Source organism: Acidovorax sp. AC410 (genome assembly GCF_979253235.1).
In genome coordinates this window covers 898,547-914,583 of sequence record NZ_CEEDCG010000001.1, presented here as the reverse complement: position 1 = coordinate 914,583, position 16,037 = coordinate 898,547, and the positions used below count along the sequence as shown (strand labels likewise).

Below are 16,037 nucleotides of genomic sequence, written 5' to 3'. Positions count from 1 at the left end.
CGCTCGCTCGTGACAGGTGGCAAGCACGGGCATGGGCGGCTTCGGTGTGCGGCCGAAACCACGCCAAGGCAAGCCCGGATTCCCCGTGCGCCCCAGGTCGTTCCAGTCCGCCCGACCCGCTAGGCCCATTCTGGCGTCTCCTCGAAGCGCCGGGGGTGAGGTTGTTCGCAGACCTGGTTGCGCCCCTGGGCCTTGGCCGCGTACAGCGCTTCATCGGCAGCGCGGAGCAGGGCGTCCGGCGAGCCGCCATGGCTTGGGATCACGGTGCTGATGCCGATGGAAATAGTGATATGGGGTGCTGCGGATGAGTGGGCATGCGCGATCCCCAAGTCGGCAATGGCCTGTCGAAGGCGCTCGGCCACCAGGGCCGCTCCCTTGGAGGTGGTGCCCGGCAAGAGCACCACAAATTCCTCACCGCCGTAGCGTGCAACCAGGTCATGCGGGCGGCCCAACTGCTGTTGCATGGCGAGCGCGACTGCCCGCAGGCAGGCATCGCCAGCCACATGCCCATAGCAGTCGTTGAACTGCTTGAAGAAGTCAACGTCGGCCAGCGCCACGGCCAGTGGCAGGTGGTCGCGCGTGCATTGGCGCCACTCCCGGTGAAATTCCTCTTCGAACAGGCGCCGGTTGGCGATGCAGGTCAGCCCATCGCTCTGGGCCATTTGCACCAGCAAGACTTCCTTTTCCTGCAGTTGGACAATGCTTTCCTGCAGGCGCTGGTTCGATTCCTGAAGCGCCCGCCGATCCACATGCTCCTGGGTCATAACCCTCGCATTGATGTAGATCAGCCCACCGCGGGTATCGACCTGAGCCACGATATCGCGGTAGGCGCCTTTCGTATCGCGGATGCGGCACCTTATGTCCACGGCCTGGCCATTGCTTGCCAACTGCTCGCGGACGTTTCGCACGACATGCCTGTCGTCGGGATGGGCATAGATGGCCATGACCTGTTTGCCCACCAGCTGAGCCTGTGTCCAGCCCAGCAGTTCGCTCCAGGCCGCGCTGATGCGCACGCACCGGCCAGTGGGGTCCAGAATCACCAGCAGACTGAGGTGGGATGCGAACAGCTGATCGATCTGGTGGGTTTGGCGCCGCAACTCGTCCTGGGAGCGTTTGCGCTGGATTTTCCAGGCCCACAGGCCTGTCAGGCTGAGGAGACAGGCCAGGGCCAACCAGGCAACATCGACCATCAGCATGCAATGCGTGCGCGTGCGTCGAGAAAGGCCTTGAGCTGGTCGGCCGCAAGCGGCCGGCTGAACAGGTAACCCTGGTAGGCATGGCACCCATGCTCTGCCAGGAACTGTTGCTGGGCCTCATTTTCCACGCCTTCTGCGATAACTTGCAGCCCCAGGCTGTGCGCCAGGGCCACGATGGTCCGCACAATGGCGGCGTCGTTGGGGTCGCTCAACAGGTCACGCACGAAAGACTGGTCGATCTTGAGCTGGTCGAGCGGAAGCCGCTTGAGATAGTAGAGAGACGAATACCCCGTGCCGAAGTCGTCGAGCGAGAAGCATACGCCGCGGTGCTTCAGAGCCGCCATCTTGGTGACAGTCTCCTCCATGTCGCTGACCAGCAGACTTTCGGTGAGCTCCAGCTTGAGGCGGTGGGGGTTGGCGCCGGCGTTGTGCAGCACGTCAAACACCTGGTCCACGAAGTCCGGATGGCGAAACTGCAGCACGCTGACGTTGACGGCGATGGTGAGTTCAGCGGTATCAGCCCGCGTTGCCCATGTGGCGAGCTGTGCACACGCGGCTTCCAGCACCCAGCGGCCCAAACCCAGGATGGCACCCGTTTCCTCGGCCAGCGGAATGAAGATGGCTGGCGATACCATGCCGCGATGGGGATGCTTCCAGCGGAGCAATGCCTCAACGCCCAGCACTTCACCTTGGCTGCCCACCTGCGGTTGCCAATGCAGGAGGAACTCGTTTTGCGAAAGTGCCTGGCGCAGATCGCTTTCGAGCGCGGCACGCGCCGTCACGGCCTGCTGCATGTCCGGGTCGAAGAAGCGCAGTGTGTTGCGGCCTGCCGTCTTCGCCTGGTACATGGCCAGGTCCGCGCGTTTGAGCAGCTCACCCACTCCCTGCGCCTGGCCGAACGGCGCAATGCCAATGCTGCAGGTCGCCCGATGCTCGTAGCCCGTCAGATTGAACGGCTGGTTCAGCGCATTCAGAATGTTCTCTGCGACGGTCCGGCTCTGCATGGCGACCTCCTGCGCACCGGCACCGAGTTGCTCCAGCATGACGACAAATTCATCGCCACCCAGGCGAGCCACTGTGTCAGTTTCGCGCACGCAGGCCGTCAGGCGCCGCGCCACCTGCTGCAGCAGCAGATCCCCCTTGTCATGGCCGAGTGTGTCGTTGAGGGTCTTGAAATTGTCCAGGTCAATGAGCAACAAGGCGCCGCCGCGTTTGCTGCGCGCACTGGCCATCAGTGCGTGCTGCAATCGGTCAACCAGCCGGACGCGGTTGGGCAGGCTGGTCAGGGGGTCGAAGAATGCCAGCTTCTGGATCTGCAGCTCGGTGACCTTGCGCTGCGTAATGTCTGTATTGATGGCCAGAATGGATTTGGGGTCGCCGTGCTCGTCGCGCACCAGCGTCCAGTGCGCCTCGACGGTGAGCGTGCTGCCGTCCTTGCGGTGCTGGATGAATTCGCCGCTCCACTCGCCCAATGCCAGCACGTGGTGAATGGCCTGCTGGTAGACGGTCACATCGTCGTAGAGCAGGTGCGATATGCACTGCCCCATGGCTTCCTCGGGGGTCCAGCCATACAGGCGTTCAGCACTGCGGTTCCAGAAGAGCACCCGGTCTTCGAGGCAGCGCACGACGATGGCGTCCTGCGCCTTGTCCAGCAGCGATGCCTGGTCGCGGATCTGTGCGTCGGCCTCCTGGCGCTCGATTTCGGCCGCCGCGCGCGTTGCAAAAATGTGCAGCGTGGACACCATCGGCGCGTCTTGCTCGCAGGGGCCATCGAACAGAAGGGCAATCACGCCCAGGGGGCGGCCCGACGAGTTGTCCAGGCGGCGCCAGACGCATGTTTGTGCCTGGAGACTGTGCAAGGGTCCGGCCGCAAGCCACTCCACCGAGATCCCTTGTTCCATCCCGTGGGTCTGCCTTGCCGCGAGCGCAAGCGGGGTCCGCTCCAGGGCGAAGTCAAAGCCAGCGATGGACTGGCCTTGTGCCACCACCGCCAGCGTCCGGGCGGTCAGCGGCGCGCCGGGCGTTCCCTCGCCTCCTGGAAGCAGTCGCGCCACAAGGCCGCCCTGGGCGCCCAGGGTCTCGGCGCTGTTGCGCACCAGTTGCTCGAAAAATGCCGTGCCGGTGCCGGCCGAGACCGCTGCCGCAACCTTCACGACAGCAGACTGCAGTGCGTGCTGCCTGGCCTGGGACCGCAAGCCTGCGATGCCGAAAGCCAGGTCGTTGGCCAGATCCTGCAGGAGCTTGGCCTCTTCCGATCCGATCAGCACAGGCTCCTTGGAGCACAGGCCCAGCAGGCCCATGGCATTGTCGGCATGGCCCAGGGGCAGGAACGCAGCGCCGAGAAAACCATGCGCAAGCGCCGATCGGACCCAGGGCTGCGGCGCGGCCTGGTGCTCCAGATTCTCCACCAGGGCCAATTGCCCGCTACCCAATGCCTGCTCCATGATCTGCCGCAGACCCGCTTGGGATGCGTCGTTCCAGGATCCTTCCAGTTCCTTCAGCAGGCCGCTGTGGTCACCCACGTGCGCAGCCAGCTCCAGGCCGCTGCCATCGCTGCGCAGCCAAGCGGCCCAGGCCATGTCGTAGCCACCAATATCCACCGTGATGCGGCAGACTTCCTCAATGATGGCTTGCTCGGTGCGGGCGCGGATCTGCACCTCGTTGCAGGCGCTCAGCATGCGCTGCGCGCGGCTGGCGCGGGCGAGTTCGCGTTCAGCGCGCAAGCGCAGCGTCACGTCGTTGATCAGCACCAGGCGGGCACGCTGGCCGTTGAAATCGACCAGGTCGGCAGAGACTTCGGTGTCGATCACCGAGCCGTCCTTGCGCCGGTGGCGCCGTTTGAGGCCGACGACTTTCTGCACGGCTTCCGTGCTGCGCAGCGACTTTTCCCACTCCTGCCGGTCCTCGGGTAGCCACAGGTCCCTGACATCCATGGCGAGAAATTCCTGCTCGCTGTACCCATAGTGCAGCAAGGCTGCATGGTTCACGGCCAGGATATGGTGGGAGCGCAGGTCGCTCACCCACATGGGAAAGGGGTTGTTGTCGAACAGCAGCCGGTACTGCTCCCCTGAGGCCCGCCACTGCGCAGAGATGCCGTGCCGGAGGATGGCCGAACCGAACGACTCGCCCAGAACCTGCAAACCCAGCAGGTCGCGTTCGGTAAACGCATCGCGGTGGCCGGAGACCAGGTAGACCATGCCGAGGATTTCGTTGGCTGCGCGCAGCGGAACCGCCAGCATGGAACGTGCGTTGCGGAACCAGGGCCGAGAGGCCTCGGCATGGCCATCCTGCGGGATGTCCGTCCGCCGCATCGGGTGAAGTTCGTGCGCGCCGATGCGCCAGGCAAGGGCTTGCAAGTGGTCGCTCCACGCCATGCCATCGCCCATGGGAACGGCCTCGCCTGCCACGCCGCGGCAGACGAGGCTTGTACCTTCCAGGCGGAAGATGGCACAGCCCGGGGCGTCTGCCATGGCACGCGCCCAGCCGGCCATCAGCGGGATGGTTTCACTCAGATCCAGTGCGAGATCCAGTGCCGCTATCTCCTGCTGGATGCGCATGAGGCGGGCCCCGGCTTCGGGGTCCTGGCAGACCAGCCGCAGGAGGTCATCTGTGGGCAGGCCCATGATCGCTCCCTTTACGTTGCGTGGGGCGTGAGCCTGAAGACAGCCACCGCCTGCACCAACTGCAGCGCCTGTGTCCTCAAGCTGTCGGCCGCCGCTGCGCTTTGCTCCACCAGTGCAGCGTTTTGCTGCGTGGCCTGGTCCATCTGCATCACTGCTTCGCCCACCTGTGACACACCCTCGCTTTGCTCGTGGCTCGCGGCGCTGATCTCTCCCATGATGTCCGTGACGCGGCGGATCGCGCCGACCACTTCGGTCATGGTGGCACCCGCCTTGCCCACCAGCGAGGATCCCCGCTCCACGCGCTCCACACTTGCACCAATCAGGTCCTTGATTTCCCTGGCGGCCAGCGCGCTGCGCCCGGCCAGACTGCGCACTTCGCTGGCCACCACGGCGAAGCCGCGGCCCTGATCGCCTGCGCGGGCAGCCTCCACGGCTGCGTTCAGGGCCAGGATATTGGTCTGGAACGCAATGCCATCGATCACGCTGATGATGGCTGCGATCTTCCTGGAGCTGTCGTTGATGTCTTTCATGGTGTCCACGACCTCGGCGACTACCTCACCTCCCTGCGCAGCCACCCTGGAGGCCGCCTGCGCGAGCCCGTTGGCATCGCGTGCGTTGTCTGCGTTTTGCTTGACCGTGGCGCTGAGTTGTTCCATCGATGCTGCAGTTTGTTCCAGTGCGCTGGCCTGCTGCTCCGTGCGTGCTGACAGGTCGTTGTTGCCTTGGGCGATCTCGGCGCTCGCGGTCGCCACTGAGTTCGCCCCCTGCCGCACCGATGCGACGACCTTTGCCAGGCTGTCTTTCATGGCCGACAGCGCATGCAGCAGCTGCCCGGTTTCGTCCCGATTGCGCGTTTGCAACGCGATGTCCAGGTTGCCGGCGGCGATTTCTTCGGATGCGCGGACGGCCTTGGCAATCGGCCTGGTGACCATGTTGGTGGTCCATGTCGCCAGCACCCCTGCCACCGCCACCGCGCAGGCCAGGGCCGCAAAGATGCCGATGCGGCCCTGGGCATACGCAGTGTCCGCCGTGGCGGAGGCCGCCTGGGCGCCATTCTGGTTCAGGTCGAGCAGCGCCTGGACGGTGACCGCCAGCGCGTTGTAGGCTTTGCGCGAATCCCCCAGCATCAGGGCCACCCCTTCCTTGTGCGTTGCATCTGCCCCGCGCGTCAGCTTGCGCAGCTTTTCGTTCTGAGCGTAGTAGGCCTGGATTTCCCTGTGCAGTTTCTCGAACAACTGGCGCTCCTCGTCCGAGACGATCATCGGCTCGTACTGCTGCTCCAGACCCAGGACAACGGTCTTCTGGGCGTCCATGCGCTTTTCGAGATCGGACAGCTCTTTGTCATCAATGCCCAGCAGGCTCTGCCCTTCGAGCCGCCTGACGCTGCTGACTGCATAGCGGATCTCCTGCAGCAGTTGCACGCTGGGCAGCCAGATGTGCGTGATGTCATGGCTCGCCGCTCCCAGCCGTCCGAGCTGTCCCAGCCCCACCGCGCCGAGCGTCGCTGCGAGCAGCAACATGGCAAAGAAAGCGGCACCCAGTTTGGCGCGCAGCCTGAGATTCGAGATTTTCATACTTCTTTCCACCGCCTCGGCGTTGGCGCCGCCACATGGCAATCAAGGCCTCAAGCAGTTCCGCCGGACACAGTGCTCTGTTGGTTTGTCATTGGCACTCGGACTGGAATGTAAGTAATTGCATCACGATTGAAAAGACAAGATTCTTCTGTGGGGGATCAAAAAAATTGATCGTCTCCCAGGGCACGGCAGAGTGCGAATTCCGGCATGCTATGGGCACTGGAGACACGCAGTGGCAGACCCCCTCATCCGATTCAACTTGCGCCAACTGGGCGTCTTCAAGTCCGTGGCGGAGTGCGGGGGTATCCGCGAAGCTGCACGCCGCCTTGGCCTGACCCAGCCTGCTGTCACCCACGCCATGCGCGAACTGGAGCAGGGTCTTGGCGTTGATCTCTTCGTGCGAAGCGTCAAGGGAGTCACCCTCACCACGCCAGGCGAGGCCTTGTTGCTGCGCGCCCGGCGCATGCTGCACGAGGCGCAAAACACCCAATCAGAAATCGAGCAGATGAGCGGCGGTCAGGGCGGGAGGCTGCGCATTGCCCTGAGTGCCGCAGCCGCCAGCACCGTGCTGCCGCACGCTCTGATCGATTTTCGGGCGCAGCGTCCCAGGGTGACACTGGAATTGCGCGAGATGACCTGGGCCACACGCCTTGATGGCTGGAAAGAGGGCGAATACGACTTTGCCGTGCTCGCAGAGGCCGACATCCCGCGCCAGGATCGATTGGAGCGTGAGTTGCTGTTGACCGTTCCTGCCGTTCTGGCAGCTCGCGTGGGACACCCCTTGGCCGGGGCACGGTCCATTCTGGAGTTGGCCGGCGCACTGTGGCTGGCGCCTGGCTATGGAATGGACGCATTGAACATGCTGTTCGAGCAGAGGGAACAGCCGCCTCCGCAGGACATCATCTATTGCCATTCGGTTTCGATCGCTCTGTCCCTGGTTCGGAACACGGATGCCATCGGTCTGGTGTCTTCCCGGATGTTCTGCGATGAAAGCGCGAGCCGTGGCTTGGTCGTGCTCGATGTGGCTGAAGCGTTCCCGCCGGCCCGTATCTCCATCGTGATCAGGCATCGCCAGACGCTGACTCCAGCAGCGAACCTGTTCATCGAGTGCCTGCGCCGGTCGGCTGCCCAGGTTCTGTGATGTGGGATGTCGGATGGCTGCCGCAGGGCTGCAAGCGTGCTGTCGGGCGGTGTGCCAGGAATAAAACGGGCGCTCGGTGGACATGGTGACCTCTGTCGAGATCTCGGATGGGGCGTTTATTTCAGCGACCCGCAAGGCGACCCAGGATCCTGTCGCCGGCGCACAGCGCCTACGGGCCGAAGTCCGCCTGGCGCGTCTTGGCCGCTGCGACGGCGGGGCTGCGAAAACAGGCGCTCAAACCCAGATCCGGTAGACCCAGAACGCCTCGTCGCGCTGAATGCCGTCGTACAGCGCCTGCGGCGCATAGCCGGTGATGCGCCGCGTGACGCGGCACAGGTGCGACTGGTCCGAAAAGCCGGCGCCTGTGGCCACCTCGGCCCAGCGCACCGGGGACTCGGCGGCGTCCGCAGCCAGGGTGTCGAAGAATGCCTGCTCGGCCTTGCCGAAGCCGCGCAGCTCGCGCAGCGGCAGCCCGGCCCAGCGCTTGATGCGCCGCTCCAGCTGGCGCAGGCTGCGGCCGGGCGCCGAATGCGCCGCGCGCTGCGCCAGGTGCGTGGCCCAGTCGGCATAGCGCTGCGTGGCCGTGGCGGGGCCGGGCCTGCAGGCCTGCCAGCGCGGCAGCAGAAACTGCTCCAGGCATTCCATGCGGGCCGCGTCGTCGGGCTGGTGCTGCACCGCCTCGCACATGGCCAGCCAATCGCGTGGCAGCAGCGTGGTGGCGTCCACCGTGCGGTCGGTCAGGTGCTCGGGCGCCAGGCCGGTGAGCAGGTGCAGCGCATCGGGCATGAACATCACCATCATGGCGTGCGTGGGCTCGGCGCACCAGCTGGTCGAGGGCCGGGTCTGCGGGCCTGCCAGCACCCAGCGCCCTGCGAAGGGCTCGCGCGGGCTGTCCAGGTCCGGCATGCTGCCGGGCCGCTCGGGCACCAGGCATTCGCTGCGGCCCGTGAACCACCAGCTCAGGCTGCACAGCGGTGTCGCGGGAAAGCGGTTGATGCGCTGTACATCGCTGAGCGCATGGCCCAGCGTGCTGCGCACGATGGTGCCACGCACGCAGGCCGACAGACCGGCATGGGGCAGCCACAGCTGGCCCGAAGGAATGAGCCCATCGGGATGCCGGGCGGAAGGGGGTGCCTGTATGGCCATGGAGCCGAGTGTAGGGGAGTGGTGGTGTCGCAATCGTTCAATACGCCGGTGGCGGGGCGCACCACCATGCCGGCATGAACACAACCCTTTCCGACGAGCTTGCGCATGCCGCAGCCCCACCCGCCCTGCAGCCATCAGGCCCTTTGTCCCGCTGGTGGGGCCTGCCGCTGCTGCGCCAGATGCGCGCCGACTACCTGGGCTTCGTCACGCAGCTGCAGCGCGAGCACGGCGATCTCACGCGCATGCGGCTGGTCAACGAGGATGCCTGGGATCTCATGTCCCCCGAACTCGTGCGCGAGGCCCTGGTCACCCATGCCGACCAACTCATCCGCTGGGAGCGCGGCATTGCCGTGTTCGAGCAGGTGTTTGGCCAGAGCGTGCTAGTGACCGAGGGCGATACCTGGCAGCGGCAGCGCCGTGTGCTGATGCCCGCTTTCACGCCCAGGCGCGTGGCGGGCTACGCGCAACTGATGACCGATGCCGCACGCAGCGCGCTCGACGTGGCGGTACCAGCAGGCCGGACCGGGTGTCTGGTGTCCATGGACACGCTCTGGACCGACGTCGCCATGGACGTGATCCTGCGCACGCTGTTCAGCGAATCGGCCCAGGCCGATGCCCGGGAAGCCGCCTGGGCCACGCAGACGCTGTCGGCCACCGCGTTCCGCGAGATGTTCATGCCGGTCACGCTGCCCGATTGGCTGCCCTTACCGGGCAAGTCCGCCAAACGGCGCGCGCTCAAGGTGCTCAAGGGCCTGGTGCAGCGCCATATCGATGCGCGCGCGCAGGGAATGGACGATCCGGATGCGCCGCTACGCACCGACCTTTTGCAGATGCTGCTGACGCTGCGCGACGAGGGCACGGGCCAGCCTCTGGCGCGGCAGGAGGTGTTCGATCAGTGCATGGTGAGCTTCCAGGCCGGCCATGAAACCAGCGCCACCACCTTGCTGTGGTGGAGCCGCCTGATGGCCGAGCACCCCGATGCCGCCGGGCGCGCACAGGCCGAAGTGGACGAGGTGCTCCAGGGCGGTGCCCCGGGGCCGGAACATCTCGCACGGCTGCCCTGGCTGAGCGCCACGCTCAAGGAGACCCTGCGCATGTACCCGCCCGTTGCCGCGCTGATGACCCGTCGCACCATTGCCCCCATCACGCTCGGGGGGGTGGCGGTACCCCGGGGCGCCATGCTGCGCATCACCCCCTGGGTGCTGCACCGCGACGAACGCTGGTTTCCCCAGGCCGATCGTTTCACGCCCGAACGCTTTCTGGACGGCGCACCGCCGATCACCAAGGGCGCATGGATTCCGTTCGGCGTAGGCCCCCGCGTGTGCATTGGCCAGCACTTTGCGATGCTGGAGATGACGCTTTTGGCAGCCATGCTGTTGCAGCGGTACCAACTGCGCTTGCCGGTTCCGACGCCGGCGTGTGAGCCGAAGCTGCATGTCACCTTGCGGCCACAAGGGCGGGTCGAGGTGTGGCTTGAGCGACGCTGAAGGTGACTCCTGCTGACCTTCGTTCGTCAATCGGTTCCCGATCAGGGCAAAAGCATGTTTGGCTTCCTAAGCCGTGCCGGGGCAATTTTGGATATGGACGGTGGTGACGGGGGGATTGCCTTCACTCCGAATGGTCCGGGTAGATGTTTCGGGTGCAATGGACAGTATTTCGTAAGTCGGAAAACTCTCTGTCGTCACCACCAATACCCTGATGCAAGCTGTGTCTCCTGATACGTGAAAAGCGGTGTTGCATGTCAGTTTGAACTCACAGCCACTGCTGACAATACGGGCCTGCTGAAACGCGCCGATATGCTCTCTCAGTTCCGGGCTGTTCGACAATGCAGCTTCGATGGATTGGTGCATCCTGTAATTCATCAATGCACCGTAGGCCAATAGTCCAGGCACGATGGCAAATGCAGCGAACAACGCCAAGGTCTTCATGGCATTTTTCGATGTCAACGCGGTATTGAGCATGGTCGGTATCCGTATGGCTCCAGCATGCCGTCATCTGGTTTGCCTGGATCGTCTTCAGTGGGTACGCAGGGGTCAGGCCCGTGGCGCCGTTCGTCACGGCAGCTCCGCACTCCCCATGCGCGCCAGTATCGTCCGCGTTCGCCCCGCGAGATACGCCGATCCCGGCGTCTTTTCGAAGCGCTTGGGGGCCGGCAGCATCACGGCCAGGCGGGCCGCCTCGCTGGGGGCGAGGCGGTTGGCGCTCTTGCGAAAATAGTGCTGGGCGGCGGCCTCGGCGCCGAAGACGCCCTCGCCCCATTCCACGCTGTTGAGGTAGATCTCCAGGATGCGCTCCTTGCTCAGCAGTTGCTCCAGCAGCAGCGTGAGCACGAACTCCTGGCCCTTGCGCAGCAGGGTGCGCTCGCCCGAGAGCAGCAGGTTCTTGGCCAGTTGCTGGGTGATGGTGGAGCCGCCCCGAATCTTGGGCGCGCGCTGGGGCTTTTCCGGGGCGCGGTTCTGGGCCTTGGCGGCCTGGGCTTCGGCCTTGGCATTGCGCTCCCAGGCTTTCTCGATGGCGGCCCAGTCCACGCCGTCGTGGTTGGCGAAGCCGTCGTCCTCCGAGGCGATCACGGCGCGCTTCAAGTGGTCAGATATCTCGCCATAGGGCATCCACTGCTGGCGCCAGCGCACCTGGCCGCTGCTGGACAGTTGCACCCAGGCCTCGGAGCGCTGGAAGCTGGTGGATTCGGGGTTGACCACCACCATGGCGGCAATGCGCAGCACGAAGAACAGCTGCAGCGCCACGGCGGCGAACACCACCAGGCACAGCCAGCGCAGCACGGCTTTCATGTGCGGGTTCTTTTTCTTGCCAGGGTTCAGTGCTGGGGCTGCAGCGCCAGTTGCGCCTGCAGCTCGGCCAGCACCTGGGCCGAAGGCGGGCGCACGCCGCGCCAGAACGCGAAGGCCTCGGCCGCCTGCTCCACCAGCATGCCCAGTCCATCGCGCGGCACCGCCCCATGGGCGGCAGCCCAGTCCAGAAAACCCTGGGCCGCGGGGCCGTACATCATGTCGTAGGCCAGGCCGCCGGGGCGCAGCACGCTGGCCGCCACGGGCACGGCATCGCCCGCCAGGCTGCTGGCCGTGGCGTTGATCACCACGTCGAAGTCGCCGGCCACGGCATCCAGGGTGCTGGCCGCCAGTTGCGCGCCCAGCTGTGTGGCCAGGGCCTGGTGCGACTGCACCAGCGCCTGGGCCTTGGCCAGGGTGCGGTTGGCAATGGCGATGCGCCGCGCGCCGGCCTGCAGCAGCGGGCCCAGCACGCCGGCCGCCGCGCCGCCGGCACCCACCAGCAGCACATCGCGGCCCTGCAGGGCCACACCGGCATTGCGCGTGATGTCGGCCACCAGGCCCAGGCCATCGGTGTTGTCGGCGTGGATGCTGCCGTCCGGGCGAAACGCCAGGGTATTGGCCGCACCGGCCAGTTGCACGCGCTCGCTGCACTGCGTGGCCAGCAAGGGCGCCTCGATCTTGAACGGCACGGTGACGTTGCAGCCGCACCCGCCTTGGGCCGCGAACGCGCGCACACCCTGGGCAAAGCCGTCCAGCGCCACCAGGCGCCGCTCATAGGCCAGTCGCTCGCCAGTCAGTTCGGCAAAGCGGGCGTGGATGGCCGGCGAGCGGCTGTGCGCCACCGGGTTGCCCATCACGCAATACAGGTCGACGGTGGCTTGGCTCATCTCGAAGGGGGTTCAGCGAACAGTGGTTTCCAGCGTCTGGTCACGGGTGAAGCGAAAGCGCGCCACCATGGCGATCTGGTCGGCCTTGGCGCGCATTTCCTGGTTGAAGGCGCCGAACGGGCCGGCGGCGCGCGCGATGGCCTCGGCGCGGCGGTCCAGCGTGGCATTGCCAGAACCCTGCACGATCTCGGTCTCCAGCACGCGGCCGTCGTGGTTCACGGTGACGATCATCGTCAGCTCGCCATAGAGTTTGCGGCCGGCCTGCTCGGGGAAGTTCTCGGTGCCCTTGTCCTCGACCTTGCGGCGCAGCGCGTCGTAGTAGATCGCGTAGGCCTCTTCGCGCGTGGCGGGGCTGATGTAGCGCTTCTTGGGGCGCGAGTTCTCTTCGTTGATGCGCTTTTCGATCTCGGCCAGCAACTTGACCAGTTGGCGGCGCTTTTCGTCCTGTGCCGACTGCTCGGCGCTCTGGCTGGGCTTGCGCGGATCGGGGGGCGGCATGCTGGCCAACTGCTTGCGCAGCTGCGTGAGCAACTGGGTCTGCTGCTCCTGCATCGCGTCCATCTTGCGCTGGGCTTCCTCGAAGTCGTCGCCCAGGGCGGTCAGCGCCGAGTAGGGCAGGGGGCTGGTGGCCCGGCCCTTTTCCGCATCGCCGCCGCCCGCCAGGTTGGACTGGGCGATGGCCTGGGCTTTCTCCGGCCGTTCGTTGGACTTGGCATTCACCAGGATGACTTCGAGCGGCGTGTCCTGGAACACGCGGTTGAAGCCCTCCGGGTCGATGAAGCGCACGGTGATGAGCGCCGCGTGCACGGCAATCGATACGCCGAGCGCAAGCTGCAGCGTGCTGAAGGTGCGAAGGAGGGCGGGCAGTTTCACGGCGTCAGATTATCAGCGCTGGCGGGCGCTTCGGCTTCGTTCATGTCCACGGCAATGGCGATCGGGCCGGCCACGGTCTCGTCATCCTCCTCCGCCGCCTCGTCGGCACCGGCCTCGGGCTCGTCGCTATCGAGGCGTTCCAGCACCGTGCCATGGATGTCCAGCGTGATCTCGTCGATCTCGCCGAGCTTCACGCGCAGGCGCGCACCGCGCGGCAGGTTCTGCGCGCCCAGCACCGGGAACACCAGCGGAATGTCGTCGGCCCGCACCAGAAAGCTTCCGCCCGGGCCTTCCTTGAAGACCGTGGCGGTCAGCTCGGTCAGGCCGTTCTGCTGCACGTACTTCAGGGTCCAGAAGCGCTCCATGCCGGCCTGGTAGCCGTTGTAGGCGCTGTAGGCGCCGTCGAAACTGCTGATGATGGAGAACAGGTCGGCATCCTTGGGCTTGAACGGCGCCGCCAGCGCCGCCGTCTTGCCGTGGCGCGCGCAGGCAATGATCTGCCACTGGTTCACGAGGTCGGTGTAGCGGCGCAGCGGCGAGGTGGCCCAGGAGTAGCTCTTCACGCCGATGCCGGCATGCGGCAGCGCCTTGGTGCCCATGCGCACCTTCACGCCCGGGGCCATGCTGGCCTGGCTGCGGTAGATGCCGGGCACACCCAGCTCGGCCATCCAGCTGCCCCAGGTGCTGTTGGCCACAATGGCGGCTTCGGCCACGATCAGGTCCAGCGGGGCGCCGCGCTGGCGCGTGGTGATCTGCACCGTCTCCGAACCGTTCGGCTCGCCGCGGTCGTTGCCCACCAGGCGGAAGTTGTAGTCCGGGCGGTTGAAGTTCTCGGGCTTGCCACGCACGACCTCGCGCTGCGCCTTGAGGCTCTTGGCCAGGCGGAACAGGAAGGACAGCTGCTCGCGCAGCTCAGATACGCGCTGCGGCGTGCCCTCGACCTGCACCGCCGGGTCGGTCAGCCAGGCCTCGGTCACGATGTGGTCGAGCTGGTCGTGGCGCAGGTTGGCCAGCACGGGCACCCGCTCCAGGCGGGTTTCGGTGGCAAGGATCTCCAGCGTCGTCTCGTTGACGGTGACGTACAGCGAGACCGCCGGGTTGGCGCGGCCTTCGTCCAGCGTGTAGATCTGCACCACCTCGTCGGGCAGCATGGTGATCTTGTAGCCCGGCATGTACACCGTGGACAGGCGGGCGCGGCCCAGCTGGTCGATGGCGCTGCCCGGCTGCACGGCCAGCCCTGGGGCGGCGATGTGGATGCCCAGCACCACGGTACCGGTGCCCAGGCCCTGGACGGAGAGCGCATCGTCGATTTCCGTGGTCTGCGAATCGTCGATGGAATAGGCCTGCACGCTGGCCAGCGGCAGGTCGTCCGGCGGCTGGGGGGCGGTCAGGGCCGGGAAGCCTGTGCCCTTGGGGAAGTTCTCGAACAGGAAGCGCTTCCAATGGAACTGGTAGGCCGAGTCGATGGCGCCGGCCTTTTGCAGCAGATCCAGCGGCGCAGTGTGCGTGGCGCGGCTGGCGTCGACCACGGCCTTGTACTCGGGCGCGTTCTTGTCGGGCTTGAACAATATCTTGTAGAGCTGGTCACGGATGGGCTGCGGGCATTCGCCCAGGCCCAGGGCTGCGGCCCATTCGTCGATCTGCGCCAGCACGGCCTTTTTCTTCTCGATGGCAGCCAGCGCCTGCTGCAGGATCTCGGCGGGTGCCTTCTTGAAGCGGCCCTTGCCCGCGCGGCGGAAGTAATGCGGCGCCTCGTACAGGCGGAACAGCGCGCCGGCCTGCTGGACCAGCGTGGCATTCTCGGAAAAATAGTCGCGCGCCAGGTCGGCAAAGCCGAAATCGTCCTCGGGCGCGAATTCCCAGGCCAGGTCCAGCTCGATGGTCTCGGCCACGGCCTGCGCCTGGGCCAACAACTCGGCGGGGGCGGGCTTTTCGAACTTCAACAGGACGTTGGCGGCCTTGACCTTGACCCGCTTGCCCGAATCGAGCTCGACTTGGGCCGAGCTCTCGGCTTCGGACAGGATACGGCCGGCCATGAACTTGCCGGCTTCTTCAAACAATGCATGCATGGGCGGCATTCTCCCATGGGTGCCTGGGCGTCTGCGGCGGCGGTGTCAGGACTTTGCCACGCCCATGCAGTCCAGGGGGGTGGCGATGGCCGGAATGTTGGTGGCGTCCGCGCCCTGGGCGGTCATCTTGTCCGGTACCTTGGCCTTGCCGCAGACCCAGGCAATGGGCACCTGGGGAAAATCCGGCACGATGGCCGGCCGCAGGGTCAGGACCTTGCCCGCGATGGCCTTGTTGGCCTTGTTGCCGTAGACGATGTTCACCGCCCCGCCGGCCACGGTGACCTTGGCCACGTGGGTGCTGACGATGCGGTCCTCGGGCGGCAGGCCGGCGGCGGCATTGTCGGCGGGCATGGTTTTCTTGAGCGCGTAGTGCACAGCCACGGCCTGTTTGACGAACTCCACCATGGCCTGGCCCTCCTTGACCTGGGTGCGCAGCACCCGGTCCTGGTACGAGGGCAGGGCCATCAGGGCCAGCACGGCGATGACGGCGACGACCATCATCATCTCGATCATCGTGAAGCCCCGCGGGCGAAGGGGGCGTGAAAAGGCTGTGCGCTGCGGGTGGGTCATGTCGGTGGTGCGTGCCGGGAGGTCAGGTGCTGCAGGAGGCATCGGTGGGGTGAATATAAGGGCTGCGCCCCGGCCCTGGGGGGCAAGCCCTGCGCGCGGCCGGCACGCCACGGGGCGGGGGCTCTATGATTCGCGGCTTCCTTCCCTGCGCAAACCGCCCTCTCGCCCC

General features: G+C 66.0%; 12 protein-coding genes. 2 read left to right on the top strand and 10 right to left on the bottom strand.

What is annotated here, in order from left to right; translation table 11 throughout:
* Positions 1 to 119 precede the first annotated feature (119 nt).
* The 3 genes from AC0IZS_RS04165 to AC0IZS_RS04155 are packed head-to-tail and all read right to left on the bottom strand — an operon-like array spanning position 120 to position 6,393.
* Entirely contained in the window at positions 120 to 1,196 is a 1,077-nt protein-coding gene (locus AC0IZS_RS04165; RefSeq protein WP_471634488.1) for a GGDEF domain-containing protein, read from the bottom strand.
* Positions 1,190 to 4,819, bottom strand: a complete 3,630-nt coding sequence (locus AC0IZS_RS04160; protein WP_471634487.1) for an EAL domain-containing protein — start codon at positions 4,817 to 4,819, stop codon at positions 1,190 to 1,192. The genes AC0IZS_RS04165 and AC0IZS_RS04160 overlap by 7 nt, the downstream gene beginning before the upstream one ends.
* An 11-nt stretch (positions 4,820 to 4,830) precedes the next feature.
* Complete coding sequence (locus AC0IZS_RS04155; RefSeq protein ID WP_471634486.1) at positions 4,831 to 6,393, bottom strand: methyl-accepting chemotaxis protein; 1,563 nt, start codon at positions 6,391 to 6,393, stop codon at positions 4,831 to 4,833.
* Between the two features lie 232 nt (positions 6,394 to 6,625).
* Here AC0IZS_RS04155 and AC0IZS_RS04150 point away from each other — a divergent pair, with 232 nt between their 5' ends.
* On the top strand, positions 6,626 to 7,534 hold the full coding sequence (locus AC0IZS_RS04150; protein WP_471634485.1) for a LysR family transcriptional regulator: 909 nt from the start codon (positions 6,626 to 6,628) through the stop codon (positions 7,532 to 7,534).
* A gap of 234 nt (positions 7,535 to 7,768) precedes the next feature.
* Here AC0IZS_RS04150 and AC0IZS_RS04145 read toward each other — a convergent pair whose 3' ends face one another.
* Entirely contained in the window at positions 7,769 to 8,680 is a 912-nt protein-coding gene (locus AC0IZS_RS04145; RefSeq protein ID WP_471634484.1) for an AraC family transcriptional regulator, read from the bottom strand.
* 74 nt (positions 8,681 to 8,754) lie between these two features.
* Between AC0IZS_RS04145 and AC0IZS_RS04140 the strand changes: the two genes are divergently transcribed.
* Positions 8,755 to 10,167: a cytochrome P450 gene (locus AC0IZS_RS04140; RefSeq protein ID WP_471634483.1), complete on the top strand. Its 1,413-nt coding sequence runs from the start codon at positions 8,755 to 8,757 to the stop codon at positions 10,165 to 10,167.
* Positions 10,168 to 10,233: 66 nt separating this feature from the next.
* On the opposite strand, the gene AC0IZS_RS04135 is transcribed toward AC0IZS_RS04140, so the two are convergent.
* From AC0IZS_RS04135 to AC0IZS_RS04110, 6 genes are all read right to left on the bottom strand, one after another.
* Positions 10,234 to 10,641 carry a hypothetical protein gene (locus tag AC0IZS_RS04135; RefSeq protein ID WP_471634482.1) on the bottom strand — a complete coding sequence of 136 codons (408 nt, stop codon included), beginning with the start codon at positions 10,639 to 10,641 and terminating at the stop codon, positions 10,234 to 10,236.
* Between the two features lie 93 nt (positions 10,642 to 10,734).
* Positions 10,735 to 11,469: a monofunctional biosynthetic peptidoglycan transglycosylase gene (gene mtgA / locus AC0IZS_RS04130; protein ID WP_471634481.1), complete on the bottom strand. Its 735-nt coding sequence runs from the start codon at positions 11,467 to 11,469 to the stop codon at positions 10,735 to 10,737.
* A 26-nt stretch (positions 11,470 to 11,495) separates the two neighbouring features.
* Entirely contained in the window at positions 11,496 to 12,356 is an 861-nt protein-coding gene (gene aroE / locus AC0IZS_RS04125) for a shikimate dehydrogenase (RefSeq protein WP_471634480.1), read from the bottom strand.
* A gap of 12 nt (positions 12,357 to 12,368) precedes the next feature.
* Entirely contained in the window at positions 12,369 to 13,229 is an 861-nt protein-coding gene (locus AC0IZS_RS04120; protein WP_471634479.1) for an energy transducer TonB, read from the bottom strand.
* Positions 13,226 to 15,298 (bottom strand): ribonuclease catalytic domain-containing protein, encoded by a 2,073-nt coding sequence (locus AC0IZS_RS04115; RefSeq protein ID WP_471634478.1) that lies wholly within the window; start codon positions 15,296 to 15,298, stop codon positions 13,226 to 13,228. Before AC0IZS_RS04115 ends, AC0IZS_RS04120 begins: the two co-directional genes overlap by 4 nt.
* 45 nt (positions 15,299 to 15,343) lie before the next feature.
* Positions 15,344 to 15,868, bottom strand: coding sequence for a pilin (locus AC0IZS_RS04110; RefSeq protein ID WP_471634477.1), 525 nt, complete (start codon positions 15,866 to 15,868; stop codon positions 15,344 to 15,346).
* Positions 15,869 to 16,037 lie beyond the last annotated feature (169 nt).

Excerpts from the sequence above, each read along its gene's own strand:
- AC0IZS_RS04165 (WP_471634488.1), bottom strand. The coding sequence starts at position 1,196 with ATGCTGATGGTCGATGTTGCCTGGTTGGCCCTGGCCTGTCTCCTCAGC.
- AC0IZS_RS04160 (WP_471634487.1), bottom strand. The coding sequence starts at position 4,819 with ATGGGCCTGCCCACAGATGACCTCCTGCGGCTGGTCTGCCAGGACCCC.
- AC0IZS_RS04155 (WP_471634486.1), bottom strand. The coding sequence starts at position 6,393 with ATGAAAATCTCGAATCTCAGGCTGCGCGCCAAACTGGGTGCCGCTTTC.
- AC0IZS_RS04145 (WP_471634484.1), bottom strand. The coding sequence starts at position 8,680 with ATGGCCATACAGGCACCCCCTTCCGCCCGGCATCCCGATGGGCTCATT.
- AC0IZS_RS04140 (WP_471634483.1), top strand. The coding sequence starts at position 8,755 with ATGAACACAACCCTTTCCGACGAGCTTGCGCATGCCGCAGCCCCACCC.
- AC0IZS_RS04135 (WP_471634482.1), bottom strand. The coding sequence starts at position 10,641 with ATGCTCAATACCGCGTTGACATCGAAAAATGCCATGAAGACCTTGGCG.
- mtgA (WP_471634481.1), bottom strand. The coding sequence starts at position 11,469 with ATGAAAGCCGTGCTGCGCTGGCTGTGCCTGGTGGTGTTCGCCGCCGTG.
- aroE (WP_471634480.1), bottom strand. The coding sequence starts at position 12,356 with ATGAGCCAAGCCACCGTCGACCTGTATTGCGTGATGGGCAACCCGGTG.
- AC0IZS_RS04115 (WP_471634478.1), bottom strand. The coding sequence starts at position 15,298 with ATGCATGCATTGTTTGAAGAAGCCGGCAAGTTCATGGCCGGCCGTATC.
- AC0IZS_RS04110 (WP_471634477.1), bottom strand. The coding sequence starts at position 15,868 with ATGACCCACCCGCAGCGCACAGCCTTTTCACGCCCCCTTCGCCCGCGG.